A 26,185-nucleotide genomic window follows, 5' to 3' on the forward strand; every position below is an offset into this window, starting at 1 on the left:
TTTTCAGTCGGTCTTACTCCGCAGCTTCTTCTTCTGCAGCTGCTGGCTCTTCTGCCGCTTCTTCAGTAGCTTCTTCCGCAGCCGGCAATTCTTCCACAGTCGGTATAGCAATAGTTACTACCGTGGTATCGGGATCTTCCATTGCTTCCACATTGGCGGGGAATTCCACATCGGCGAGGCGGATGATGGTGCCGTCTTCGGCTCCCTCCACATTGATGGTAATAGCTTCGGGAATAGCCGTGGCCGGAGCCATTAGCAATACATTCAGCAAATCCACCGTAGCAATAGCAGCACCTAAAGGCTCTCCTTCTACCACTACCGGAACTTCCACTTCCACCTTCTGATCTGCCTTTACGCGCAGCAAATCAATGTGTTCAATAATGCGCGAAAGTGGGTTACGCTGAACATCTTTCACCAGCGCCAACTGCTCTTTACCATCTAAATCAATTTTAATTAGCGCATTTGCGTTGCCCCGCACTTCGAGGAAAATATCGTGCGCATCGAAATGAATATGCGCGGGGGCTTCACCGAATCCGTATACTACAGCCGGGGTACGACCAGCGGCACGCAAGCGGCGCGAAGCGCCTTTGCCGAATTCAGTGCGAGTGCTTGCATAAACTACGTCTGCCATTTTTGCTCCTTCATAGTACTTTACAGACGCCTCACTGCGGAGGCCTGATCTTACGAGAAGGGCAGACCCGCCGCGTCGATCACGGAAAGCTATTTCGCTATCCCTCGCCGAGGCAGTAAAAATTCTACGGCTCCCCGCGCCAAAAAGAAAGCGCACCGAAAAAGCTCACATTCCTGCGCAGTTTTTATACGTATAACGTCAAATATGCATCCCGTGCCGGATGTCCGCCCAGCGCCAGATTAAACCGCCAGCAGCTCGCCCTAGAGAAAACCTCGCCCTAGAAAGCGCCGTCAAAAAGTGAGGTGACTGAACCGTCGTTAAAGACTTCTTTTATTGCATTTGCCAGCACCGGAGCGATGCGCAAAATAGTTAGCTGGGCAAAGCGCTTATCTACTCCAATAGGCAGAGTATCGGTGACTATCACTTCGCGCACTCCGCATTCGGAAAGCCGGCGCGAAGCCGGATGAGAAAGCACCCCGTGCGTAGCCGCGACGATTACATCTTTTGCTCCCGCTGCTAGGACTACACCCACAGCCCCTTCAATTGTGCCGGCAGTATCGATTAAATCGTCTACTATTACCGCAGTACGCCCACTCACATCGCCTACTACTCGATTGGCGACTGCTTGGTTGGGGCGCGAGATATCTCGAGTCTTGTGCACAAAAGCCAAAGGCACTCCACCGAGCCGCTTCCCCCACTGCTCAGCCACTTTTATCCGCCCAGCATCCGGAGATACGACTACCGCATTTTTAATATCAATCCGCGTGCGCACATATTCCACCAGAGTAGGCATCGCCCAGAGGTGATCCACCGGACCGTCGAAGAAACCCTGCGTCTGCGCCGCGTGCAAATCCACCGACATAATCCGATCCGCACCTGCCGTCTTGAAAAGATCAGCCATAAGACGCGCCGATATTGGTTCCCGCCCTTTGTGCTTTTTATCTTGCCGAGCATAGGGGTAGGAGGGAAGCACCACGGTAATTCGCTTTGCAGAAGCGCGCTTGGCGGCATCCACCATAATAAGCGCCTCCACGATCCACTTATTCACCGGATCGGTTATCGATTGCATAATAAAGACGTCAGTACCGCGCACTGATTCGTCGAAACGCACATAAATTTCCGAATTTGCAAAATCATACGTGGTGACGGGGAGCAGCTCTATTCCTAATTCCTGCGCCACCTGTGTTGCCAATTCTGGATGAGCTCGCCCGGTAGCCAATACCAGATGCTTTCTACCGTTGGTATGCAATCCCGTCATAGCGCGTATTACTCCTCGTTCCTGATGTTACGAATCAGTAAGCCGCACTCAGAGCGGCCTACTTCAGCCTACTCTGTTTCTCCTTTTATTATCGGCCTTTTAGAAGATAAGACCGTAAAAGGATTTACCTGGGTGTGCGGGGGAACTTCTACCGTATCCGCTACGGTATAGGGAAGGTGGCAATAAGCTCCCACTTGCACATTACGCAAATCGCTACTCGGACCTAACCGCGTAAACTCTGCCACTTGCGTATTTCCACGTAAAATCGTATTCGGTTCAATGCGCACATCTGGCGCTAGCTGCACCTGCGCATCTATCCAAGTAGAAAGCGGATCTACTATCGATACTCCCGAGCGCATCCACTTATCGAGAATGCGCGCATTTTTCTCTTTCCGTAAACCAGCTAGCTGCACTAAATCGTTTACCCCTTCGGCCTGCACCGAATCAGCCAATACATAGGAGCCGACGCCGCGCCCACTCGCAGCTGCTCGCGCTACCACATCCGTCAAGTACATTTCGCCTTGCGCATTATCAGTGCCTAAAGTAGCTAGCGCCTCGCGGAGGAATGCAGCGTCAAATACATATGTAGAAGTAGCTATCTCACAGATTTCTTTCTGCTCCACTGTGGCATCTTTTTCCTCGACAATGCCTACTATTTCTCCCGCTTCCCGCAGAATTCGCCCGTAGCCATGCGGATTTTCTACCACAGTAGAGAGCACTGTAACGGCTTTCCCACTGTGCGCAGCGAGCAACTCTGCCAAGGCTTCGGTGCTGAACATCGGCGAATCACCCGCCAAAATTAGCACCGGCCCCTGTAAATCTGCTGCCAACGCCTGCATACCACACCAAGCGGCGCGCCCCGTACCTTTTACGGCATCTTGCTCTGCAATTATTCCCTGTGGCGCAATTTCCGCTATATGAGCAGCTACTTTTTCTTTTTCATGGCGTACCACAAATACGCAAAAATCTGGATTTAAGCCGGCCACTGCCGCATATGCGTGCCCAAGTAAACTCCGCCCACACATCTCTAGCAGCACTTTTGGAGTTTGAGATTTAATGCGGGTGCCTTTGCCGGCAGCTAATATAATTGCTGCGCTAAGCGAATTTTCTGCTGCCACAACCCCTCCTGTAAAGCTGCTCGGCGGCTTCGCTCCGCCACTAGGACTCGAACCTAGACTGAGGGTTCCAAAGACCCGCGTGCTGCCATTACACCATGGCGGAATACTCTAGATATTCTGCCATCTCGACTGGCGCATTGCCAATTAAATATTTATTTTTCGTAAATATGTGGGGTGAATCGCCCTATCTGCACCGCTGTGAGCCCTCCCACTCTCCGCTTATATTTTTCTCCCCCCCTTATCCATTAGAGTAAATGATGACTAGTGCAAGCTAACTGTAGAAAGGCAGAAAATGAATACTGCCAATACGCTTACCGTAAATGATTTACATAAATCTTTCGGAAAAGTACGGGCCCTAAGAGGAATGAGTTTTACCGCTCAGAGCGGAGAATTATTTGGCTTCGTAGGAGCAAACGGAGCAGGAAAAACCACCACCATGCGCATCATCTTGGGCGTACTACAAGCCGATAGTGGCACCGCCTGCTTAGGAGGAAAAGAAATTACTTTTTCCCAGCGACAAAATTTTGGCTACATGCCCGAAGAACGCGGACTCTATCCGCGCATGAAAGTAGGCGAGCAAATTACCTATCTCGCACTCTTGCATGGGCTCGATAAGAAAGCTGCCGACGCTGCCGCTCACTATTGGCTAGAGCGGCTCGGAGTAGCGGGCCGCTGGAACGACCAAGTACAAGCACTCTCTTTAGGTAATCAGCAGCGGGTACAACTAGCTGCCGCGCTCACACACGATCCACAAGTTTTAGTGCTCGATGAGCCTTTTTCCGGCCTAGATCCACTGGCAGTGACGGAAATGACGCGAGTGCTAAAGGAGAAAGCCGCCGGCGGCGCTACCGTAATTTTTTCTTCCCACCAGCTAGATTTAGTAGAGCGAATTTGCGACCGGGTGGGGATTTGTACGGCTGGAAAGATAGTAGCCTCCGGCACGGTCGAAGAACTCCGCAGTGGGGAAAAAGCAATTTACGACATTGCCATCAGCGATCCCGCGGCTCTAACTGCCGCCCTGCCAGAGCACGGAATAACCGAAGTAACACAGCTTTCCGATGGGATACTACGCGTCACTCTTCCCGCAGCGATAACTGACCAAGATCTTCTCCACCTTTCCTTAGAGGCAGGTGCAGTACACAGTTTCGCTCCGCACCGCCAACATCTCAATGAGCTATTTGCCAATGTGGTGCCGGAAAATAATCCCGCCCCTGCCACTGCAGCGCAGCCGAATCAAAAATCTTCATTTTTCCGCCGCTTAAGGAGAAAATAATGCTTATCCATATTATTAAACGCGAATATATGATGCTGGTGCGCTCAAAAGCGCAAATCATCGGCACGCTTTTTTTAATCGTCCTCCTTTTAGCTGCGGGAGTAGTCGGAAAAATTCTCCTCAACTCCGCCGCCACAAAAGCAGAAGCAGGAGCAGCTTCTCCACACGCAGTGATCGGGATAGCTCCGGAAATGCAAGAATATCAAGCTGCTTTCACCGCCGATGCAGTGTTCGCAGCGCAGATTCTCCCCAGCGGCACTGCCCCGGCCACTTGGCTTAAGGAAGAAATAAAACAAGCAGAAGGATCAGTCTTTGCGCTCGGGGGCACTCCGGAAAGCCCCCGCGTTTACCAGTATGAAAATGATGGTCAAAATGAATACTGGGTGGAGCAGATTAAACAGCGCCTCTCCGGCACGCAGATTTCCCAACTCTCTTTAGATACCGCTGCTCAGGAACGCCTTTTCGCCAATGCTAATCCGGCTATAGAGATAGTAAAGGAAAGCGATAATACCAAGGCCGAAGATAACCCCGTGGGGTACATACGATTAATTGGTGTAACTATCCTGCTCCTTATGAGCATAGTTACTGGCCTTAGCACTATTGCCAATGGAGTCGTAGAAGAAAAACAATCCCGCATAGTAGAGATTCTGCTCAGCTCTATTCCACCGCGGCGTCTATTGCTCGGAAAAATACTGGGAATCGGCAGCTTCGTGCTCACGCAGATACTTCTTTACGCATTGACTATTTTAGTGTCCTTAAAAATTGCGGGAATGCTGGGGATGGTACCGATTGGCTCCATACTTTTCTCCCTCTTCCTCTGGTCGACCATTGGCTTCTTAGTGTTCACCTCTTTAAGTGGAGGGCTAGCAGCCACCGTATCCCGCCAGGAAGATCTCCCCGCCGTCGTCAGCCCGCTTACTTTCAGCGCCATAATTCCTTTCTACGTCGGAATGTTTCTGGTACCCGCGCGCCCGGAATGGATAGTGACGAAGATTCTCTCCTATATCCCTGGTTTCTCATCTTTCTTAATTCCCGCCCGGCAAGCCTACGGAGGAATTAGCACCTGGGAAATTGCTTTGGCCGCTGGGCTGGGAATTATTTCTATTCCGCTCTTAGCATCTCTCGCTGGCAAAATCTATGAACGCTCGATTCTGCACACCGGAAAACGCGTAAAAATTACCGAAGTTTTACGGGCTTCCTAAGCCTTACGGGCTTCCTGAGCTTTAACTCTCTAAGCCTTATGAGCTTTCTAAGCTCCGCTAACTTCCTCTGCCCAGCTAGCCGCTGTTAGCCAAGCTTCTTCTTGCTCCGCTAACTTCCTCTGCCCAGCTAGCCGCTGTTAGCCAAGCTTCTTCTTGCTCCGCTAACTCGGTTTCTAGTTGCGCAATTTGCCGCCCAATCTCGGCCAATTCTGCATATTCTCCCGCCAGCGCCAACTGCGTCTGGTGCGCACCCAATTGCGTTTTCTCCTGCTGTAGCTTTTGCATTTTCCGCTCCGCCCGCGCCATCGCTTTGCGAGCGCGGCGTTCCTGCTCAGAACTTGTTAGCTGCTCACTCGTATTATTCGCCGCCGCCGCTTTATTCTCTTCGGATATCTTATGCTCCCCAGCTACAGATTTAGCAGTTGGCAAATTTTCTGCCTCTGTCTGTTCGGCTCGCAACTGCAGATATTGATCTACCCCACCGGGTAAATCGCGCACCGCCCCGTCAATTACCGCTATTTGCCTATCCGTCACTCGCTCTAAAAGATACCTATCGTGCGATACCACTACGAGCGTACCCGGCCAAGAATCAAGTAAATCCTCTACCGCCGTTAGCGTATCGGTATCTAAATCATTGGTGGGTTCGTCGAGCAGCAACACATTCGGCTCTTGCATAAGTAAACGCAACAGCTGGAGACGGCGGCGCTCTCCCCCGGAAAGTTCTGCCACCGGCGTCCAAGCTCGTTCCCGGGTAAATCCCAACATATCGAGAAGCTGGCTAGCTTTTAGTTCCCGTTTTCCCACCCGCACCACGCGAGCTACTTCTTCTACCGCGGGGAGCACTCTTTTCTGCTCTACCTCCGCTAGCTCGCGTGTATGCTGGGAAAGGGTAGCTAAGGCTACTGTCTGCCCAATTTTTACTTTTCCTTGCTGTGGCTGCAAGGTGCCATTCATCAGCCCGAGCAGCGAAGACTTACCGGCACCGTTTTTCCCTAAAATTCCGATGCGTTCTCCCGGCTTTAACCGCAAAGTCACATCAGAGAGCACTTTTTGCGCAGATTCTGGCCAAGAAAAATCTACCGCCAATAGATCGATTACATCTTTACCCAGCCGCGCCGTAGCCATCTTCGCTAATTCGAGGCTATCGCGTGGAGGAGGCTCTTCAGCAATTAACTCATTGGCGGCTTCCACCCGGAAGCGGGGCTTAGCAGTACGCGCCGGCGCACCTCGGCGCAACCACGCCAATTCTTTACGCAATAAATTACGCCGTTTTTCTTCCTGCACTCTTTCAATCCGAGCTCGTTCTGCGCGCTGTAGAATATAGGCTGCATATCCACCTTCATACTCGGCTACTTTGCCCGGTTGGGGATTTAAGCCACCCACGCCGTCGTTCCCGGGAATCACCTCCCAGATGCGGCTACAAACTGCATCTAAGAACCATCTATCGTGTGTAATAACTACGAGAGCTCCCTTATGCGGCGGAAATTCTTGCTGTAGATAGTGGGCGAGAAAAGTGACGCCTTCGATATCTAAATGATTAGTCGGCTCATCGAGTACCAATACTTCTGCAGGCTTAACTAGAGTAGCCGCTAAATCCACTCGGCGGCGCTGGCCACCGGAAAGAGTGCTAATAGGGCGTTCCAGATCCACATCCGCCAACAACCCCTGATGTAGGCGGCGAATACGCGGGTCAGATGCCCACTCGTAGACCTCTTTTCCGGGATGAATCACTCTCCCAGCCAGTTCCGTATCTGGTAAATTATCTTGCTGGTGTAAATAGGAGATTCGCGTAAATCCCGCGCGAGTGACGCGGCCGCTATCCGCACGCAATTCGCCAGTAAGCATTTTTACCAAGGTGGATTTCCCGCCCCCGTTCGGGCCCACCACCCCAATATGGTCGCCATCTTGGAGGGAAAGATTGACGCCAGCCAGAATAGGGCGAGATCCCAGCGCGATAGCGAGATTATCCAGATCGAGAAGATGTGCCAAAGGGGCCTCTTATTTTTCTACTCGGCGAATATGGGCGCCAGTTACTGGTCCAATGGCTGCAATAGCGGTACGAGAAGGGAACTTTTCCTGCATTTCTTGCGCAAGAGATTCTGCCGCTTCCGCGGCGCAGAAAATCGCAATCGTGGGGCCGGAGCCCGAGAGAATAGTTTTACCAGGGAATTCTGCTAATTCTGCGCAGATATCGGCAATATCCGCGCGGAGCGCCGCTGCCGGAGCTGCTAAATCGTTCACCATCTCTTGCGCTATAGCGGAAAGATCGCTGCCAGTGAGCGCCTGGCAAAGTTGAGTGGTAGCAAAAGGATCTCCTGCCGCTGGGAACATTTCATCGAAACAGTGAAACACTTCGGGGGTGGAGAGCCCCGTAGCAGAAGTGAGAAATACCCAGCCGTGCAAAGTTCCTGGTTTAATGGATACGAGCTGCTCCCCGCGGGAAGTGCCCCGCGCGATTCCCCCCAGCAAAGCAAAAGGCACATCTGAGCCTAATTCTCCAGCTAATTCTGCTAAACGGGAATCTGGCAGCTCTAAATCCCAAAGCGTATTTAACGCTAAGAGTGCGGCGGCAGCATCTGCCGAACCGCCCGCCATTCCCCCAGCCACGGGAATGCGCTTATGTACTTTTATATGAGCTCCCTGCTGAGTATTAGTTGCTTTTTGTAGTAGATGTGCCGCTTTTATTACTAAATTGCTCTCATCTACTGGGAGATTCTCCCCTAGGCCACTAATTTCTAGGCGTAAATCTGGAGCAAGATCCGCCTGCAAATCGTCAAAGATATCTACTGCTTCAAAGACAGTATCGAGATCGTGGTATCCATCTGGGCGGCGCGCACCTACGCGCAAAGCCAGATTTACTTTTGCTGGGGCAGAAACAAATACAGATTTCACGCCCCTATTTTACCGGGAAAGTGCCGCTTTACAACTGCGCAGGGCAGCAAAGTGATTATCATTTAATTACTGTGAGACGCGGCAGCCAGAGCGGCAAAATCCGCTATTTGCAGTTTTTCACCGCGCCAGCGCGGATCTAAACCTGTCGTACGAATAATAGTTTCTGCGCGCGCAGCCGATCCAGCCCATGGCGTCAATGCAGCGCGGAGAGTTTTCCGCCGCTGGGAAAATGCCGCCTCTATAATGGCAAAAATTTCAGCTCGATCCCCCGGTAACGGCTCGTTATGCCGCTGAAAGTGTACCAAGAGCGAATCCACATTGGGGACGGGCCAGAATACTTGCCGAGAAATTTTACTTCCGCGGCGCATCGTTCCATACCAGGCAGATTTTACCGAAGGCACTCCATAAATACGCGAACCCGGCTGCGCCGTCAATCTTTCTGCCACTTCAGCCTGCACCATTACCGTGGCAGCTTGGAGAGAAGGGATATTTTCTAGGAGCGTGAGCAAAATCGGTACAGCTAAGTTATAAGGTAAATTTGCTACTAATTTCTGGGGAAAGAATACCTCTGCTGCACTGGCCGGCGGGCGCGGTAAATCAGTAGCTGCAGCTATTTCCAGCGCGTCTGCCTGCACTACTCCAAATCGCTGCACCGCAGCGGGCTGAAATTCTTGAACCGTGCGCGGCAGTTCCTGCGCGAGTGCCGCATCTATTTCTACTGCCGCTACTTGAGCTCCCGCCTCTAAAAGCGCCAAAGTCAAAGAGCCAAGCCCGGGGCCGATTTCGAGAATTTTCTCTCCAGGCTGCACCGCGGCTTCGCGCACTATTTTCTGCACAGTAGTAGCAGAGTGCACAAAATTTTGCCCGCGGGCTTTGCTGGGATGAATTTGCAGCCGCTGCGCTATTTCTCTTATCTGCACTGGCCCCAATAAGCTACTCTTCTTATTTTCCACGTTTTATATACTACCCGGGCGCGAAAAATTTTCCCCGCCAGCTGAGGAGATGCTGGCGGGGAAATAATAGTGCAGCAGAGCTGTATCAGGCTCTGAAGCGAAGATATCTAGTGATATTTAGCGATATCCAGCCTCTTCTGCACTCTTACCCAAGCGTGCCGCAATTAGGTCTTGATCTTCCGGAGTGGCCAAATCGCGTACCCAGGCTTGGTAAGTTGGGGTATCGGAGTAAATTTCCTGCCGGAACGGATTGCGCTTCAGCTTCACAATCCGGTACACATGGGAAATTATGAGCGCCATATTGGCGGCGAAGGAAAGTATCGCCACGATCAACATAGCGGTGGGGTTATGCGCACTTCTATGAGCAAACATCGAGGTGTGCATAAATGCAGGGAAGGTAAGCACTACTGCTGACCAGAAGGTGAGCGTATAAGCGCGATACTGAATCCAGGATCCCCGGCCGAGCTTCATAAAGGCGGGGATGGTACAAGCCAGTAGCAGCGCTACGCCGGAGTACCAAGCCCGATCAGCTAGGCAGTTGTATACATAGGAGAAGTTCCACAGGTCGTAGGCGATAATCCACCAAATCGTGAGGTCACCCCAGACGATGGCTCTGCTCTTATCTTTCGCCACGAATATACCCATCCAACCGGCGATTGCCAGCAGATTTGCGATTCCGGCAATACCGTTAAGGATATTCCACGGCCCACCCCAAGTGACCATGCCTTGAGAGGGGTCTACTCCGTGAATGAAGTAGCACTGGAAATCGCGCACCACTGCTTCAGCGATATTTACTGCCAGCAGCATCGGCGGTATACAGAGATACCAACGCATCCGGCGGAGCTTTCCAAAATACTGCAAAGCTACCAGCGAAAGGCTGCCGATGAGAGCAGAATACTGCTTCGCAATGGGGAACCAGCCTGCCGAGTTAGTACCGGCGGTCGAGTATGGCCACCAGAAAATAGTCAATCCCACCGGAATAATTATGAAGACCATAATTGCCACAATTTTATTGCGCTGTGCTAGCCATGCCGTCACTGCCAAAGCAGCGATTACAAATACCAGCATGGCATAATCCCACCATTCTCCGCGTTCGAAGAAGAAAAAAGTAGGATAATCAGGAGGTACTATATTTCCCATTCTTTATTCGCCTGCCTCTTCTTTACCCCAGTTAGGTAAGTAGGTGCGTTCCATCTTTTGCCGAATTTGCTCTTCCCAAGAGAATTTCGGCTCTTTCCAGCCTACGAAGTACTCTTCATCTACTTCGCCTGCCCAAGGACTATCCGGGCCGGTCGGTGGCCAATTCGGATCATCGGTGACGGGCTCGCGAATTTCCTTTACCGCCGGGTTTTGCCGTCCGTAGCGGAACCACTGCGTATAGGTATCTTCAAAGAGCGGAGTACCATCATAGCGGCCAGCCGGAGTCTCCGAATTAAAGAAACGCCCGCCTAATATACCGCGCATAATCTTGCCGCTCCACTGCTCCTTCTTCCGGAATTCAGCTACGCGCTTTACGTAGATATTCTGTAGGCGAGTCATGCAGCCGCCGATTAATTCAATATTTATCCAATTTATTACTTTAGGTAGCGGAGCATCGGGCTCGTAACCAATCCGCCAGTGATTAATCAATCGAGTACGCCCGCCCTGCAACGGAATTACGTAGAAGCACCACGCAGCAGCAAAGTGCTTCATAGTGGGATAACGGAAGGCATAGCTGCCGGGAGCTGCCGGCGGGCACTTGGTATCTACCCACTGTACTAAGTACTTACCAGGTACGATATCTGCCCATTCCATCGACATACCGTGGAAATCAAATGCGGCAATATCTCCGGGCATCATAGAATCTGGCTGCTGGAATTCTTCCTGCATTTCATAGCTATTAAAGAACGGCAGCCGCGCAAAAGTCCGCTCTAGGAATTCCGAGCTGAAAGAACCCGTTTTCTCCGCTCCGATCTGCTTAAATATACGCCAAACCGCATAGGCGGGAGCATCAATTGTAATAGCATATGTAGAGGAGTATGCGTTTTCATAATTGGCATCGATTAGATCGTCGCCCGGATACTTCCATTCCTGCTCTGCTTTAGTGGCTTTTCCGGTAAGCTGGCTAAAAGTGAACATTCCTGCTAAACCAGCAGCTCCTGCGCCTAAAGCAGCTTTAACTAGCCTACCTTTAAGTGACTTCGACATGAAGACTCCCTTATCCTCGTAATGAAATAAAATTTTTTCTCGCTGCAAAAGAGCCCAAATAGCCGCAATTTCTGCAACTTTTCTCTCTTGCCCTGAGATATCTTCCGATAGTAGCATATCTGTGCTAATATTTTGCACAATTGAAATCTAATTTCTTTTAAAAAACAATTTTTTACACAGGAGTGACGATGCAGTCTCTACTATTTTGGGAAATAGGTCCCCTGCATGTCTATCTAATCTGGGTACTCGTACTCACTTTGCAGATAGCAATTGCCGAAATAAACCGCCGCTGGAATTGGACGATTTTCGCCCTCTGGACAGTAGGCGGAATTGCCTTAATCCCCTACGCAATTAAATACGCCATCCCCATCGTGGGTTGGTTCCCCTTCGGAAAATACTTCATCATGGTGCTAACCGCCACGATGACTGGCTTCTTGCTGGTATATGGCAAGCGGAATCCCGTAAAGGCGCACCGCTACGCCATCTGGTTCGGAGTAGCTCTCTGGATCGGGCTAGCAGTAAATATTATGGAAGCTAATATTCGTGATATCACGATCTTCTTCCAAGCTGACACCTACTACTCCTGTGCAGCTAGCCCCACCTGTTTGGAGCAAATAAATGCCACCCACGCCGCCGATATGATTGGCGGTCTGCCGGAAGCGCGGGGCGTCACCGCTCCATTGCATTCTCCAGAGTGGTACCAAGCAGTAGCCCAAAACTTTGCGGCCGCGCATGTAGGTATCGATCCGGCCACCGGCTTCCGTACTATCGGCGGATACTGGAATATCCTCTCGGCCATAGCCGGCGTACTAAATATCGTTACCATTACCGGACTCGGCAAGATTTTCGTCACCTCGAACCCGAAGCAAAAGGTCAAGGGGCTGATTTGGGTAGATATGCTCTGGCCGTGGATCATCGCTTACGATTTGTGGAATCACGCCTTCCTCTACAATTCGCTGGCTGATTACACTTGGTACTGTACTTTCGCCCTCTTACTGGCCTGTACCATACCGGCTTTCACGTGGGCAAAGGGGCAGTGGATTTGGTTCCGGTGCTTCACCTTGATGTTCTGGATTGCCGCCAACAATATCTTGCCCACTTTACTAGTACCACCGGGGTATATGACGAATTTCGCCACTATGAACCCGACCGCCAATATCGTAGCGGCGCTAGCGGCTCTCATATCCAATGTGGCGCTCTTTATCTACTGGCTCTACAAGATAATCACCACTCGGCGCAATCCGCTCACTAACGCCCTCTTCTTCGAAATGAAGAGCTTCCGCAAGGTAGTGCGCGAGCATTGTGACGATAAGGATAAGTACTTCCTCACCGATATGATTCCGGAAACGCCAGAAGAGCTAGGCTTCGAGCCGGAGAGCCCGACACCGCCGGCCGATGGCTTCGTAGGAAATATGCCGTGGTGGAAGAAGGATAAGCGCTATCCAAAGGCACGCACTCCACTTTCTACTGATCCACATCTGGTGGAAAAGGGAGTCCAACCGATGGATGACGAAACCACCGAATAGAAAAATTCTCGCTTTTCTATGTAGATAACCGATGGGGAGCACTGCCAAGCAGTGCTCCCCATTATTTTTAAGTATTAAACACTAGTGAATACGCCCAATTAGGCAAAACTTTATCAGTACCAACCCACGCTCTGAGAATGTGCCCACGCCGCAGCCGGCGAACCGTAACGACCTTTAATGTAGCCCAGCCCCCAGCTAATTTGGGTACTTGGATTAGTGCGCCAATCCGCACCCGCAGAAGCCATCTTACTGCCCGGGAGAGCCTGCGGAATACCATAGGCTCCAGAACTAGCATTGCTCGCGGTGTGATTCCATCTCGATTCGCGCTGCCACAGCGCATCTAAATAGCCAAACTGGTCTTCACCCCAGCCGTAAGAAGCGAGCATACTCTTCGCAATCGCGCGCGCTGAGCCCGGATCTACTGGCCCGGAAGCTGGCGCAGCCGCCTGCCCTGCCCCTACGCGCACAATCTTCTGCACGGGGGCTTTCGCGTAACTTTCTGCCTGTACTTCCCGCGCAGTTTCGGCGCCATCCCGATAAGTAATGCGCACGGTACGCGTGCCAGCGCCATCTACTCCGTGCTGCTCTACTACCCGCTCTCCCGCCGGTAAATTCGCATCCGACTTTTCTATCGTCTCAAAGGGCTGAGTAAAATCTTCGGTGAGCGTCTTATAAGTAATCCGCACAATTTTTACTTCTAGACCCGCTTTTACCGGCGTATCTAGGGGCAGCGATACTTCATCGGCTTCTTGCACCAGAATATCTGCTGCTTTAAGAGCTTTTGCCAGTGAAGTACCGGCAATAGCTTCTACTTTTTGTGTTTTTCCGTCTACCTGTACAGTGAAATCTACTTTCGTAATCATAGGTGCGGAAGCAGCTCCGAGGTGAAAATTGCTGCCATCTGCCGGCGCAAAATTATTTAACGAACTCGCACCCGCCATTACCGTCAAACCGGAAGTAGCTGCTACTAATCCCAATACCGCTAGTTTCGAGCGCCCAAAGATACGGCGTACCGTAAGCGGAGAGCTCACTGCTACCTTGGAAATTACTAAGTTTTCATTCATGTATTCCGCATAGGGATTAGCGGGAAAAAATGCCGAGGCCGCCGTTTTTTGCTGCGCTTGTTGTGCTAAGCGCCGAGCCCGGCGAGAACCTGGCCGCGGCTTCTCTGCCAGCTGCTCCGCAGTAATACTACCCGGAGTAAGTGATCGGCAAGCAGGAGCGCTATGTCTACCCAAAATTAATCACCATACTTGGAATCGACTAGAACAGAATAATTTTCCGTTATCTTACGTACATAAATTGTAATCAAATTGTTATTCTTTGCAAAGTCTGGTGGGTAACATTACAGAAAATCATAGACCCGGCGCGTATTGGCGCGCAGAATTTTACACCACTCCGCCAACTCTATTCCTCGACATTCCGCCAAATAACGTGCAGTATAAGCCACTCCCCACACCACATTCGGATGCCCGCGATAAGGAAGTGGTGTCAAATAGGGGGCATCTGTTTCTACCAGAATTAACTCGGTAGGTAAGCAGAAAAAAGCCTCCCGTAAATCCGCATTTGCCGGATAAGTGACATTTCCAGAAAAAGAAGCATACCAGCCGGCACGCGCACAAATTTCGGCTAGTTCTCTATCTCCAGAAAAACAGTGAAAGACGGTGCGCTCTGGAGCTCCGTCACGCCGCAAAATATCCACTACATCTGCGTGCGCTTCTCTATCGTGAATCTGCAGCGGTTTGTTCAACTCTTTTGCCAAAGCGATATGCGCCCGAAATGCTTCTTTTTGCGCAGCTTTCCCGCCCGGGCCGGTGCGGAAATAATCTAAACCGCTTTCCCCTACTGCTACCACTTCTGGGGCTTGCGCCGCTTCTGCCACCACTTCTATCGCCGCCGCCAGAGAATACTCTCGATGATAATCTTCCTGCTCTGGTTGCAAACCGTCCGGAGAGGCTTCTTCCACTCCCGCATGCAGCGCCGCCTCATTCGGATGAATCGCTAACGCCGCCCCAATATTTGGATATTTTTCTGCCAAGGCGCGCGTATAAGCCAAAGAAGGAATATCACATCCAGAGGTAATAGCTCCCGCTACTCCGGCCGCCTCCATCCCCGCTAAAAGCGTATCGAGATAGATCGGAGGAAGTAACTCGCCATCCGCATCAACAGCCTGCTGCTTCCCAGCCGCCGGAATCTGCTGCTCCGCAATATGCGTATGATTATCGACTATTAACTCTGGTAATTTCTCAGCTATCGGCGGTACAAAATCTTTGCGTTTTTTCTTCCCCATCTGCTCTCACTCTATATTTATACCGAGCTTTCCGGCGCGCCACCTAGCCTCTCTAGCTCTTAGCCGCTCCAGCTCTTCATCTATCACGGCTTCATCGAGCTTCTTAAAGACGGGCTTAGGTTTCGAGATTGGCGTCCCCACTACTACCGGGCGGCTCTCCCAAGCGGGAACATTCCGATAATCACCCGTAATGATTGGATAGGGATGACCGGAATCTAAATCTTGCGTCTCCACTAGCTCCGGCATCGGCGCTATATCGCCGGCGCCGCCCAAGATTTTATCAATCATATTTGCCGAATGCGGCAAAAATACGCTGAGCATCATATTCAAATCGGCAACCGCCTGCACCAGCGTATGCAATACCGTAGCTAGACGCTCCCGCTGCGCCGGATCTTTCATTTTGAAAGGCTCGGTGCGCGATATATAGGTATTAGCTTCTCCCACTAGGCGCATTATCTCCATAAGGGCTGCCCGCTGATGATGCTCCGCAATCAACTCACCTACCTGCGTAAATCCTTGAGAAATAGCTTGCAACAGTTGCGTATCGATTTCCGCTAAAGCACCAGGCGCGGGAATCTCCCCAAAATTCTTCGCCACCATTGCCGCCGTCCGGCTCACTAAATTACCCCAGCCAGCCACTAATTCAGAATTATTGCGGCGCACAAATTCTTTCCAAGTAAAATCGGCATCAGAAGTCTCCGGGCCCGCAATGGAGATGAAGTAACGCAAGGCATCTGCTCCGTAGCGCTCCAGCACATCGCGTACATAAATCACCACCTGCTTAGAGGAAGAAAACTTCTCCCCTTCCATAGTCAGGAATTCACTGGCTACTACCTGCGTAGGCAAGTTCAATACTCCAAATTCGTGGGTGCTCCCACCGTATTTTCCTTCTCCGTTATAGGCCAGTAGTTCGGCTGGCCAAATTTGGGAGTGGAAAACTATATTGTCTTTCCCCATAAAGTAGTAGGAAAGCGCCTCGGGATTATTCCACCATTCCCGCCAGTCTTCTCGGCTCCCTTGGCCAGCTTCTTCGCGCCGCCGCGCCCATTCAATCGAGGCGGAGAGATAACCAATCACTGCATCGAACCAGACGTAGAGGCGCTTATGGGGCTGATCTTCCCAACCGGGCACCGGAATACCCCAGGTGATATCCCGGGTCATCGCCCGCGGGCGCACATCTTCTAATAAGTGCTGTGAAAAAGAAATCACATTCGGGCGCCATTTCCCGGCTTTTTCTACTTCGTCTAACCAAGTACTCAAGGCATCCGCTAAGGCAGGTAAATCGAGGAAATAATGTTCAGTTTCTTTAAATTCCGGCCGCAGCCCCGATACCTTCGACACCGGGTCAATTAAATCCTGCGGATCCAGCTGATTTCCACAGTTATCGCACTGATCTCCGCGCGCGCCCGCCGCTCCACAAATGGGGCAAGTGCCTTCAATATAGCGATCAGGAAGGGTATTCCCCGTGCGTGGATCGAAAGCTACGAGCATTTTTTGCACTTTCATATAACCATTTTCCCGGCAGCCAATAAAAAGCTGCTGTACTACCTCTTCGTGATTCTGCGTGGTAGTGCGGGTAAATAAATCATAGGAGAGCCCCAGATTCACTAAATCTTCTACAATAATTCGATTGTTTTTATCCGCCAATGCCTGCGGAGAGGTTCCGTCTTTATCCGCTGCCACCATAATCGGAGTGCCATGCTCGTCGGTACCAGAAACCATTAATACTTCATGGCCAGCCATGCGCATATAGCGGGAAAATACATCAGAAGGTACCCCAAAACCGGCTACGTGGCCAATATGGCGGGGGCCATTCGCATAGGGCCAAGCTACTGCAGATAAAATTTTCGACATACCTCTAGGGTAAGACTTTCACCAGTGCTAGGTAAACCCAAAGGCAAATTCTGAAAAATATCGTAAACTTAACTATAGATATTTTCGGCAGTTTCGATAGAAGGAAAGACGATGCATACGGAAAATCGAGCTCTCATTATTGTGGATGTACAGCCTACTTTCTGTGAAGGAGGCGCACTGGGAGTAGCCGGGGGAAATGCGGTAGCTGAGCGTATCGCCGATTTCGTAAATACCTATGCCCCAGAGTATGAGCTTATCGTCACTACCCAAGATTGGCATATATCTCCCGGAAAGCATTTTTCAGATAATCCGGATTTTGTAGATACCTGGCCACCCCACGGAGTAGCGGGAAGTGCCGAAGCCGAGCTCCATCCAGCCATAGTTAATTTACCGGTTGACGATATGGTGAAAAAGGGGCAGTATTCAGCAGCTTATTCCGGATTCGAAGGCTGCACCGAAGAAGGGCTGCAACTAGAAGAACTGCTGCGTATCCACGATATCGATAGTGTAGATGTAGTCGGAATTGCCGAATCTCATTGTGTAAAAGAAACTGCGCTCGATGCCCTCGATGCCGGATGGCCGGTGCGAGTATTTTCCGATTTGACGGTACCCACTTCTCCCGAGCTCGGAGTAGCTGCACGCGCCGAAATGCAGAAAGCGGGAATTTCTTTACTCCCTGCGGCAGAAGCTTTTGCTTCTTATACCGATTCTCCGGCTGATTATGAGGATGACGAGCCAACTAGTTGGGGGCGCGCCGATTCTTGGGGGGAAGACGATTCTGATTATCTAGAGGAAAGTTACTCAGACGACCGCTGGGCAGATACCGATTGGGATCACGACGAAGCTGGAGCAGCGGATTTTCAAGATGATGAACTTCCGCAGCAGCCTCTACCGGGCACTGAAGCAGTGAATAATCGCGATAATTATGACGACGATGCAGATGCAGAGCTCACTTCCGATGGCGAAGAAGAAGAGCTCTCCAATCTAAATCAGCTACAGGCGGCAGAAGATTTGGCCGGTATCGATTTCTCCGAATTTGGGATTGACGATGCAGAGCTAGATCTCGATGAAGATATCGATTTTTCTGCAGAAGTGAGTGAAGAAGATTTTGATTTTTCCGATATTGATTTAGATGAATACAATCTCGGAAATCCGGGAAAATAGATAACTGATTACTTTAGTGTGCGTAGTTGGCTATCTCAATGCACGTAACTAATTATCTAAGTGCACGCTCGTAAATCTCATTTGCCCGCAAATTGTGGCGTTTAGCTACATAGCTGGCCGCATCTTTTAAGCGTAAACCGAGTGCGTGCAGCTCTTGCACTTCTTCCAACACCGCAGCTGATATATCCGTATCCTTTTCGGGGCAGCCCGCCACTACGAGCGTAACTTCCCCTAAAATTTCTTGCACCGCTGCCCGCTGCTGTAGATCTGCTAAAGTACCGCGGCACACTTCTTCATGTGTTTTCGTCAATTCCCGGCAGAGAGCAGCCGGGCGTTGCTCACCAAAAGCTGCCGCCAAATCTGCCAGAGTGGCCGCTACCCGCCGCGGAGATTCAAAAAATATCCATGTAGTATCCAGCGCCGCTAAGCTATTTAATACCCGGCTGCGCTCCCCCGCTTTCCGCGGGAGAAATCCAAAGAAAGTAAAACGATTACTAGGCAGGCCAGAGAGAGCCAGCGCGGTGAGTGCCGCGGAAGGGCCAGGAATCACTTGCACCGGAATTCCAGCGGCCGCAGCTAGCTTCACTAATCGATATCCAGGATCAGAGACCACCGGCATTCCTGCATCACTCACCATTAAGATATCGGTGCCCGCGGCTGCAGTAGCCACTAATTTCGGAGCCACTTTTTCTTCATTGTGGTCGTGATAAGGAATCACTTGTGCCGATATTTTTATCCCTAAACGCTGCGCTAGGGAACGCAGACGGCGCGTATCTTCGGCGGCAATTAACTCTGCTTCTTGCAGAGCTCGGCGCAGCCGCGGGGAAGCGTCGTCATCGTTCCCTAGCGGAGTAGCAGCAAGAGTAATCATAAATAATCACTGAGTAGCAATTACTTTATTGCCGACCCGTGAAATCCTCCATCGTTTTATGGATACCGAAAAACTCTAGAGCCGCATCGACAATCGGCACCGGGAAAGCGTGCATTATCTGCACCAGGCGCACAATAGGCGGATTGACTTTCATCTGCGTGCCTTTCGCAATGGCATCTAGTACCTGATCAGCACAATCTTGCGGCTTGAGAATCGGTAGCAGACAAGAGAATTTCGTCTTAACTCCATCGAACATGCCGGTGGAAATATAGTAGGGGCAATAGAGCAGGGTGTGTACATTCGAACGCTGCTTGCGGAGTTCCGCTCGCAAAGACTGCGTGAACCCGACGGCACCGAACTTGGAAACATTGTAGTCAGATTGTTTCGCAACCCCCACTAAGCCGGCTGCAGAAGAAATGGTAACTATCGACCCATAGTCGCGCTGAAGCATTCCCGGTAAAAATTCTCGCACCGTGCGGAAAAGAGAAAGGGTATTTACCTCAACTGTGCGGCGAATTTCTTCTTCGCTCAGTTCCAAGACAGGCTTCCCGTTCACCACTCCGGCGTTATTGATGAGAATATCTACTCGGTCGAACTCTGCCAGCACTGCTTGCGCATTACTATGCACAGATTCCGCATCGGATACATCCACGCTGTAATGCTTGGCTTTAATATGCGGATGCGCCGCCTTGAGCTCATCCACTACTTCTTGCCCACGAGTAGCATTGCGGTTCCAAATGATTACCGCTTTTGCTCCCCGATCAGCAGCTCCCAGGGCCATCAATCGGCCAATACCGGTAGCACCTCCCGTGATTAATACGGTAGCTCCCGTAAACGACACAACTTTGGGTCGAATAAACATAGTTACCTCATTCTTTCTTTACAGAGAAATACGCAATTTATGCTGTATTGAACTGAATACATGCATAAAGCGCGCCCAATTCTTCTCGCCCAGCCACTTCGGAGCAGCAATATGCATAATGTGCTGCGTAGCAACCGTCTGGGTATCGGTATACTTGAGGATACCTTCCCGTCCGTGCCGATCCGCTAAGCCAGAATCTTTAATTCCACCGGTAGGAGCACCAATAGATCCCCAAGTAGCAGCATAGCCATCGTTGATATTGACGCTGCCGGTAAGTAAACGCTTTGCGAGCTTCTGTGCCGTCTTCAAATCACTTGACCAGATTGCACCGTTCAAGCCGTAATTAGTGGCATTAGCTTTCTCCAAAGCTTCTTCATCCGAATCCACTTTATAAAGCGATACCACTGGCCCGAAAGTTTCTTCTGCGAATACCCGCATATCGGGGGTGACGTCGGTGAGCACCGTGGGTGGGAAAGCGCGTGGCGCAATATCAGTCCGCAACTCACCGCCAGCGAGTAAAGTAGCTCCCTTGTCGAGTGCATCTTTAATATGCTCTTGCACTTTCGTCAGCTGCGCATCGCTAATAAGCGGCCCCATATCCGACTTCCAGTCCATCGCAGCGTCCAACTTAATCGCATTCGCTGCGGCCACAAAAGCCGGCACAAATTCATCCCAAATATCTTTGTGAATAAACATCCGTTCTACGGAAATGCACAGCTGACCTGAAGAAGAGAAGCAGGCTTTCGCTGCCCCTTTAGCTGCGCGCGGAAGCGGTGCATCCGCCCGTATAATCATCGGATTCTTTCCACCCATTTCCGCAGAGAAACCGATGAGATTTTCGCCCGAGCGCTTCGCAATGCTGCGGCCAGTCGCCGTAGAGCCGGTAAACATCATGTAATCCGAATTATCGATTAGCGGATTACCGATTTCCCGCCCGGTGCCGATAACTACTTGGAAGAGATCGGCGGGGAATCCAGCCCGGGTAAGAAGTGAACGCACCACTAGTGCGCAGTAAGGAGTCTGGGAATCTGGCTTCAGCACAATGGCGTTACCGGCCATTAACGCCGGAATAGCATCAGAAATCGAGAGGTTGAAGGGGTAATTCCACGGGGTGATTACACCTACTACCCCAAGCGGTAGATACTGTACTTTTGTGAAAGTCATACCGGGCACGGCACCCAGCACGTTCCGCGGCTTTAAGAATTTCTCAGCCCGGCGCGCATAGTAAAGAGAATTATTGATTACGTCGTAATACTCTTCAAAAGCCGACGCACGATTCTTTCCGTTTTCCCACTGGATTACATCCAAGATAGCGTCTTGCTCATCTAGTACGATGCGCGCAAAACGCCGCACCAGAGCACTCCGCTCTGCAAAAGTGGTTTCTTGCCAGGCCTTTGCCGCAGTGCGCGCCCGCTCAAAAATTTCTGGAATATCTTCCGCTTTCACTTGCGGAAGTTCTCCAATTACAGACTGGGTAAGGGCAGCGTATTTCGCTACCATAGTTTCATTTCCCTTGCTGCCAGTAGCACAGACGGCGACCGGATCAGGTACTAATTTATTCAGTGAACGGCGCCCTTGCTCGTCCAACTTGGCAAATTTACTATTATTAATACTCGAAGTTTCACTCATAGTTATATTGTGCTCCCAATTCGTATTTATATCTCGCTTTTGCGAAAAATTACCTGAGGAATTTCACAGTCGGCGGATAATAAGTTCTTCTTATACGGGTTATGCTGTGAATAGTAGTCTACCAAAGCGAAATTTATTATTGAATCTCAGGTAATGGTCACTAATAATTCTTATACACTAGCTCAGTTTCGCGCCGCCCGCCGCGAATTTTCTGCCTGGCTACGCGCCATGCGTCAGCAGGGAAATTTACTGGCACAAATTCACCGCGAAAGCCGCTTAGCTGGGAAAAAACTACTAGAAACGGCTTTGCATCTCCCTCATTCCCGCCCCCGCTGGACACTACTACCGTTACCGGATTCGGCTCCGCTTTTATTAGAAGCACGAGCGCGTGCTTTCAATCTGCCCCCAATCTCCCCGGAGATGCGGCAATTTTTACAGGATTTACAGCGTAAAGGAATCTCCGCTTACCGCAATTGTGAAGCCTTAGCGGAAGAGCAAAACTCTATCCTCAATCCACATGTGCGCGCCCAAGCCGAAGCGGCTGCCGATCAGCTGATGGCACTGTATGAACGAGGAAAAGCACTAGATTTCTCTGCTCATATGAGCGAGCTAGCTCAAGCCTGCGCTGCCCGCCCAGAAGCCACTCTCACCTCGGCTCTTTCGGAGCAGTACGGGCTCATACCTTTGCTCACTTTAAGCGCCGAAAATTCTCCAATGCGCCCAGGTCTAGATTCTCCAAGCCGCGCAGATCGCAGCCCGGTAACTCCGGCACTTGAAGATAAAGAAACCAACGCAGATGCAGGCGAAACTTCGGAATTTAGTGCCGCGAACCTACCTGCCACCGAATTCGCCGATTTGCCGAAAATTGTAGAAAAATTAGATGCGCTGGCACGCTTGCTTAATAAAATGCAAACGGAATGCCTGAAAAATGCTAATGCCCTGCGAGAAGAATTCGTAAAAAAGGAACTAGAAAAAATCCCCGTGGCGCAGCTTCAAGATATAGACCGGCGGCGCATGAAAATATCTGCCCTAGAAGAAGCGGGAATCACTACTGCTGCACAGGTAGCCGATTTAGGCTGGGGAGTGAGCAATATTGCTGGGCTCGGCGAATCCTCGGCTTCCCATATTTTAAGCGCTTTACGAGCTTTGCACGGCGCTATTTTGGAAGAAACTCCGATTCGTCTCGACCCGCAGCAACGCTCTCCCCTTGCCACTGAGTTATTACAATCGGTGTACGCGTGGTATCACACTCGCCAGAATATCGGCCATGCCCGCGCGCTCAGCTTTGCCGCCAGTATTAAGCCACACGCCTATTACTTAGGGAATAATGCTTCCCGTCTATTGATAATAGGAAGAGCCCGCCCCGCTGAGTACTTTACTGAACTTCTCACGGAATGCCGGCAGTTAGCCGCTACCTATCCGGAGCCGCCCACGCCGAGCACCCTATCGGATACAGAAATTTGGGAACATTTTCTTTCCCAGCCAGCCTCCTACTATGCCCAGATGGCTGAGATTGGAATCCTCACTTCCGATTCAGAAAAAATTCGCGGAGAGCTCCCCGCTGAAATAGTAGAGCGAGTAAATGCACTGCAGTTACATACTGATTATCTGCAGGTACCGCTGCGCGGATATCAAAATTTTGGAGCGCGCTTTGCCCTGGCGCAGCGAAAAGTAATACTGGGCGACGAAATGGGGCTGGGAAAGACTATCGAAGCACTAGCCGTGGCAGCTCATTTATTTGAAGAAGGAAAACAACACTTCTTGGTGATTTGCCCAGCATCAGTTTTAAGTAATTGGCTACGCGAGATAGCAGCTAAAACAGATATTCCTAGCTATCAACTACACGGATCAGGCAGATCTGATGCCATGCGTCAATGGAAAAAATTAGGCGGAATAGCGCTGACTACCTATGAAACTTTAGGCTGGCTTTTACAAGAAGAAGGCGCAAAACTACCAGATATTTCTTGCACTATCGTAGACGAAGCGCACTATATAAAAAATCCGGTGGCGAAACGCTCTCTGCGCACTGCTCACCTCATCGCCGGCGCCGAATATGCCATATTACTTTCCGGCACTCCCTTAGAAAACAAAATTGAAGAATTCCGCACTTTAGTGCACTATGTACGCCCTGATTTAGCGATATCTGCTTCTCCGGTGCCCCGTAAATTCCGCCGGCAAGTGGCGCCTGCTTATCTGCGCCGCACGCAAAAAGATACGCTCACGGAATTACCGGATTTAGTGGAAGTAGAAGAATGGCTGCAGATGACGCCGGCAGATGAAGCTGCGTATCGCGAAGCCGTGGCCAGTGGCAATTTTATGAGTATGCGGCAGGCCGCCATGCTCTCTACAGATTCCGGAAAATTAGCGCGTCTGCAAGAAATAGTCGCCGAAGCGGGTGCAAACGGGAAAAAAATAATTATTTATTCCTATTTCCGAAACGTATTGCAACGGCTCGAAAACGAAATTCCCATCAGTTTTGGGCCTCTCACCGGCAGCGTATCTCCACAGCAACGCCAGCAGCTAGTAGATGATTTTTCTGCTGCCCCGCCGGGAGCCGTATTATTGGCGCAAATTATGGCCGGAGGTGTGGGACTAAATATCCAGGCAGCTAGCGTGGTCATAATTTGTGAACCACAGCTGAAGCCCACCACCGAATGGCAAGCTATTGCCCGCGCTCACCGCATGGGGCAGCTGGAAACTGTACAGGTGCACCGGCTTATTAACGAAACGGGAGTAGATGAGCAAATCTTTGCGCTTCTGCAGGGTAAATCGGCGCTTTTCCAAAAATTTGCTCATATTTCCGATACAGCGCGCGCTTCGGAACTTTTCCAATTAGAAAGTGCGGTAGCAGAAAAACTACTAGATAAAGAGCGGCAGCGGTTGGGAATTACCGCACAAAGCCCCACACATTCCTGAATTCAGGCGGAAAAAAGCACTACTATGAAAAGTAAAGTATTCTAGTACTTTTCTGTTTATCCATTCTTGGAGATGAAAATGACAAAAAAACGAATTGCCCTTATCTCAGCAGCAGGTATTGGCGGCGTACTTTTAGTACTGTTTATCGCCTATATTTGCTACTTCGGTTTAGGACATCGCGCTCTGCCTGGCACAAAAGTAGGCGAGATTTCCGTAGGCGGAAAAACGGCGGCGCAAATCAGCACGCAGTTACAGAAAAATACTGAGAATAAGCATATTAACTTCACCGGCAGCGATATTAATCCGCAGCGCGTATATCTGAGTGAAACTGGTTTTCAAATAGATCCCAAAGCCGTGGGGAAAGAAGTAATCTCCTTAAATAAGAAGTGGGGGAATTTCTTTACAGCTCCTTTTGTAGGGAAAAAAATAACTCCCCAGCTGGAAGAAAACCCCGAGATGCAGGCGGCACTAATAGCCAAGATGGTGCAGGATAAGCCCGAAGCGAAGCCGGTGGTAGAGCCGCAGATTGTGGTGCAAGACGGCGAACTGGTGGTGAGTGACGGTCAGCCCGGTCATACGGTAGCAGCCACAGAAATTCGCGCAGCTGCCCAGCAACTAGTAAATACCCAGCGGGAAGTTACGAAGCAGCTTGCCTTCCAAGAAGTACAGCCCAGCCAAAATAAAGAGAAATTAGAGTCGGTGCTCGCAGAGGGCGTTAAGCTAATTGATCCGGAAGTGGCGATAACTATCGGAGATACCGAGCGCCGCGCGGAGCAGAGTGAAAAAGTTTTGTGGTTGGATTTCTCTGAAGAGAAAGCGCAGTTAAATAAAGCAGAAATTACGAAATGGCTCACTGAGATTTCGCAGCCTTTGGTGAGAGAAGAAATCAAAGGTCTGCGCTATGTAAATGAGAACGGACTGGTTGTATCGGTACGGCATGAGCCGCAAGATGCCATAGAAGTGACTAATATCGGCGAAATTACCGAAAGCATAAATGAGAATTTATTGGCGGGGAAGCCCACGAAAGCGAGTTTTCAGACTAAAACCACCCCGAGTAGCTGGGAAGAAAAGCTCATTGCTCCCGGAGCGGAGAATTTAGTCTATGCAGCGGCACCAGGTGAAAAGTGGATAGATGTAAATCTTTCTACTTATCAGATGACTGCTTACGAAGGAGCTACCGTGGTGCGTGGGCCGGTTACGGTAGTGACTGGAACATCTGAAACTCCTACCGTGGTAGGTACTTTTTCCGTAATTCGGAAAGTTCCTTTAGATACGATGCGCGGCGAAAATCCGGACGGCACTAAGTATGTAACGCCAAATGTACCGCACGCTCTCTATTTCGAAAAGCACGGCTACGCTATCCACGGCGCTCCTTGGTGGGCAAGCTGGGGATTTGGCGGTTCACACGGGTGCGTAAACACTCCGTTGGGCGAAGCGCGCTGGTTTTATAATTGGGCTCCAGTCGGTACGGTAGTAGTCACTCATTACTGATAGAATTCTTTTGATAATTTGCAGCTCCCGGCACTGCCGCCGGATCACTGGAAAGTATAGGAGAAACT

The 26,185-nt window shown here is 50.6% G+C and carries 19 protein-coding genes, 1 tRNA gene and 1 pseudogene; 6 read left to right on the top strand and 15 right to left on the bottom strand.

Features of this window, described 5'->3' with window-relative positions; genetic code table 11:
- Positions 1-13 precede the first annotated feature (13 nt).
- The 4 genes from BQ7117_RS07090 to BQ7117_RS07105 form a co-directional block, all read right to left on the bottom strand.
- Complete coding sequence (locus tag BQ7117_RS07090) at positions 14-631, bottom strand: 50S ribosomal protein L25/general stress protein Ctc (RefSeq protein ID WP_073996824.1); 618 nt, start codon at positions 629-631, stop codon at positions 14-16.
- A 277-nt stretch (positions 632-908) separates the two neighbouring features.
- The gene (locus BQ7117_RS07095) at positions 909-1,889 is read right to left on the bottom strand and encodes a ribose-phosphate diphosphokinase (protein ID WP_073996825.1); all 981 of its coding nucleotides are present in this window, start codon (positions 1,887-1,889) and stop codon (positions 909-911) included.
- Between the two features lie 68 nt (positions 1,890-1,957).
- Entirely contained in the window at positions 1,958-3,007 is a 1,050-nt protein-coding gene (locus BQ7117_RS07100) for an NTP transferase domain-containing protein (protein WP_073996826.1), read from the bottom strand.
- A gap of 32 nt (positions 3,008-3,039) precedes the next feature.
- Positions 3,040-3,110 (bottom strand) — tRNA-Gln (locus BQ7117_RS07105).
- 189 nt (positions 3,111-3,299) lie between these two features.
- Between BQ7117_RS07105 and BQ7117_RS07110 the strand changes: the two genes are divergently transcribed.
- Positions 3,300-4,280 carry an ABC transporter ATP-binding protein gene (locus BQ7117_RS07110; protein WP_073996827.1) on the top strand — a complete coding sequence of 327 codons (981 nt, stop codon included), beginning with the start codon at positions 3,300-3,302 and terminating at the stop codon, positions 4,278-4,280.
- Entirely contained in the window at positions 4,280-5,482 is a 1,203-nt protein-coding gene (locus BQ7117_RS07115; protein WP_073996828.1) for an ABC transporter permease, read from the top strand. Before BQ7117_RS07110 ends, BQ7117_RS07115 begins: the two co-directional genes overlap by 1 nt.
- Before the next feature lie 75 nt (positions 5,483-5,557).
- On the opposite strand, the gene BQ7117_RS07120 is transcribed toward BQ7117_RS07115, so the two are convergent.
- From BQ7117_RS07120 to BQ7117_RS07140, 5 genes are all read right to left on the bottom strand, one after another.
- Positions 5,558-7,471 carry an ABC-F family ATP-binding cassette domain-containing protein gene (locus BQ7117_RS07120; protein ID WP_073996829.1) on the bottom strand — a complete coding sequence of 638 codons (1,914 nt, stop codon included), beginning with the start codon at positions 7,469-7,471 and terminating at the stop codon, positions 5,558-5,560.
- Between the two features lie 9 nt (positions 7,472-7,480).
- Positions 7,481-8,374, bottom strand: a complete 894-nt coding sequence (locus tag BQ7117_RS07125; RefSeq protein WP_073996830.1) for a 4-(cytidine 5'-diphospho)-2-C-methyl-D-erythritol kinase — start codon at positions 8,372-8,374, stop codon at positions 7,481-7,483.
- 62 nt (positions 8,375-8,436) lie between these two features.
- A complete protein-coding gene (rsmA, locus tag BQ7117_RS07130) occupies positions 8,437-9,327 on the bottom strand; it encodes a 16S rRNA (adenine(1518)-N(6)/adenine(1519)-N(6))-dimethyltransferase RsmA (RefSeq protein WP_073996831.1) in 891 nt (296 codons plus the stop codon).
- A 117-nt stretch (positions 9,328-9,444) separates the two neighbouring features.
- On the bottom strand, positions 9,445-10,467 hold the full coding sequence (locus tag BQ7117_RS07135; protein WP_073996832.1) for a DUF5692 family protein: 1,023 nt from the start codon (positions 10,465-10,467) through the stop codon (positions 9,445-9,447).
- A 3-nt stretch (positions 10,468-10,470) separates the two neighbouring features.
- Positions 10,471-11,514 carry a hypothetical protein gene (locus tag BQ7117_RS07140; RefSeq protein WP_073997044.1) on the bottom strand — a complete coding sequence of 348 codons (1,044 nt, stop codon included), beginning with the start codon at positions 11,512-11,514 and terminating at the stop codon, positions 10,471-10,473.
- Between the two features lie 188 nt (positions 11,515-11,702).
- Between BQ7117_RS07140 and BQ7117_RS07145 the strand changes: the two genes are divergently transcribed.
- A complete protein-coding gene (locus tag BQ7117_RS07145; protein ID WP_073996833.1) occupies positions 11,703-13,040 on the top strand; it encodes a DUF5692 family protein in 1,338 nt (445 codons plus the stop codon).
- 113 nt (positions 13,041-13,153) lie between these two features.
- Here the strand turns inward: BQ7117_RS07145 and BQ7117_RS07150 are convergent, their stop codons facing one another.
- The 3 genes from BQ7117_RS07150 to metG form a co-directional block, all read right to left on the bottom strand.
- Positions 13,154-14,278 (bottom strand): aggregation-promoting factor C-terminal-like domain-containing protein, encoded by a 1,125-nt coding sequence (locus BQ7117_RS07150; protein WP_073996834.1) that lies wholly within the window; start codon positions 14,276-14,278, stop codon positions 13,154-13,156.
- A gap of 107 nt (positions 14,279-14,385) precedes the next feature.
- Positions 14,386-15,330, bottom strand: a complete 945-nt coding sequence (locus BQ7117_RS07155) for a TatD family hydrolase (protein WP_073996835.1) — start codon at positions 15,328-15,330, stop codon at positions 14,386-14,388.
- 6 nt (positions 15,331-15,336) lie between these two features.
- On the bottom strand, positions 15,337-17,184 hold the full coding sequence (gene metG / locus BQ7117_RS07160; RefSeq protein ID WP_073996836.1) for a methionine--tRNA ligase: 1,848 nt from the start codon (positions 17,182-17,184) through the stop codon (positions 15,337-15,339).
- A gap of 111 nt (positions 17,185-17,295) precedes the next feature.
- Here metG and BQ7117_RS07935 point away from each other — a divergent pair.
- Positions 17,296-17,877, top strand: a pseudogene (locus tag BQ7117_RS07935) (isochorismatase family protein); the annotation flags it as partial.
- Between the two features lie 523 nt (positions 17,878-18,400).
- Here BQ7117_RS07935 and rsmI read toward each other — a convergent pair.
- From rsmI to BQ7117_RS07180, 3 genes are read right to left on the bottom strand one after another with little or no spacing between them, the layout of a single operon-like run.
- Entirely contained in the window at positions 18,401-19,219 is an 819-nt protein-coding gene (rsmI, locus tag BQ7117_RS07170) for a 16S rRNA (cytidine(1402)-2'-O)-methyltransferase (protein ID WP_073996838.1), read from the bottom strand.
- 25 nt (positions 19,220-19,244) lie between these two features.
- Positions 19,245-20,081 (bottom strand): SDR family oxidoreductase, encoded by an 837-nt coding sequence (locus BQ7117_RS07175; protein ID WP_073996839.1) that lies wholly within the window; start codon positions 20,079-20,081, stop codon positions 19,245-19,247.
- An 18-nt stretch (positions 20,082-20,099) separates the two neighbouring features.
- Entirely contained in the window at positions 20,100-21,710 is a 1,611-nt protein-coding gene (locus tag BQ7117_RS07180; protein ID WP_073996840.1) for a succinic semialdehyde dehydrogenase, read from the bottom strand.
- Between the two features lie 153 nt (positions 21,711-21,863).
- Between BQ7117_RS07180 and BQ7117_RS07185 the strand changes: the two genes are divergently transcribed.
- Both BQ7117_RS07185 and BQ7117_RS07190 read left to right on the top strand, forming a co-directional pair.
- On the top strand, positions 21,864-24,626 hold the full coding sequence (locus tag BQ7117_RS07185) for a DEAD/DEAH box helicase (RefSeq protein ID WP_073996841.1): 2,763 nt from the start codon (positions 21,864-21,866) through the stop codon (positions 24,624-24,626).
- Between the two features lie 78 nt (positions 24,627-24,704).
- Entirely contained in the window at positions 24,705-26,117 is a 1,413-nt protein-coding gene (locus BQ7117_RS07190) for a L,D-transpeptidase (RefSeq protein ID WP_073996842.1), read from the top strand.
- The last annotated feature ends 68 nt before the right edge of the window (positions 26,118-26,185 follow it).

Source organism: Arcanobacterium urinimassiliense (assembly GCF_900119495.1).
Taxonomy (GTDB): Bacteria; Actinomycetota; Actinomycetes; order Actinomycetales; family Actinomycetaceae; genus Arcanobacterium_A; species Arcanobacterium_A urinimassiliense.

Excerpts from the sequence above, each read along its gene's own strand:
- BQ7117_RS07090 (WP_073996824.1), bottom strand. The coding sequence starts at position 631 with ATGGCAGACGTAGTTTATGCAAGCACTCGCACTGAATTCGGCAAAGGC.
- BQ7117_RS07095 (WP_073996825.1), bottom strand. The coding sequence starts at position 1,889 with ATGACGGGATTGCATACCAACGGTAGAAAGCATCTGGTATTGGCTACC.
- BQ7117_RS07110 (WP_073996827.1), top strand. The coding sequence starts at position 3,300 with ATGAATACTGCCAATACGCTTACCGTAAATGATTTACATAAATCTTTC.
- BQ7117_RS07115 (WP_073996828.1), top strand. The coding sequence starts at position 4,280 with ATGCTTATCCATATTATTAAACGCGAATATATGATGCTGGTGCGCTCA.
- BQ7117_RS07135 (WP_073996832.1), bottom strand. The coding sequence starts at position 10,467 with ATGGGAAATATAGTACCTCCTGATTATCCTACTTTTTTCTTCTTCGAA.
- BQ7117_RS07140 (WP_073997044.1), bottom strand. The coding sequence starts at position 11,514 with ATGTCGAAGTCACTTAAAGGTAGGCTAGTTAAAGCTGCTTTAGGCGCA.
- BQ7117_RS07145 (WP_073996833.1), top strand. The coding sequence starts at position 11,703 with ATGCAGTCTCTACTATTTTGGGAAATAGGTCCCCTGCATGTCTATCTA.
- BQ7117_RS07155 (WP_073996835.1), bottom strand. The coding sequence starts at position 15,330 with ATGGGGAAGAAAAAACGCAAAGATTTTGTACCGCCGATAGCTGAGAAA.
- metG (WP_073996836.1), bottom strand. The coding sequence starts at position 17,184 with ATGTCGAAAATTTTATCTGCAGTAGCTTGGCCCTATGCGAATGGCCCC.
- rsmI (WP_073996838.1), bottom strand. The coding sequence starts at position 19,219 with ATGATTACTCTTGCTGCTACTCCGCTAGGGAACGATGACGACGCTTCC.
- BQ7117_RS07175 (WP_073996839.1), bottom strand. The coding sequence starts at position 20,081 with ATGTTTATTCGACCCAAAGTTGTGTCGTTTACGGGAGCTACCGTATTA.
- BQ7117_RS07180 (WP_073996840.1), bottom strand. The coding sequence starts at position 21,710 with ATGAGTGAAACTTCGAGTATTAATAATAGTAAATTTGCCAAGTTGGAC.
- BQ7117_RS07185 (WP_073996841.1), top strand. The coding sequence starts at position 21,864 with ATGGTCACTAATAATTCTTATACACTAGCTCAGTTTCGCGCCGCCCGC.
- BQ7117_RS07190 (WP_073996842.1), top strand. The coding sequence starts at position 24,705 with ATGACAAAAAAACGAATTGCCCTTATCTCAGCAGCAGGTATTGGCGGC.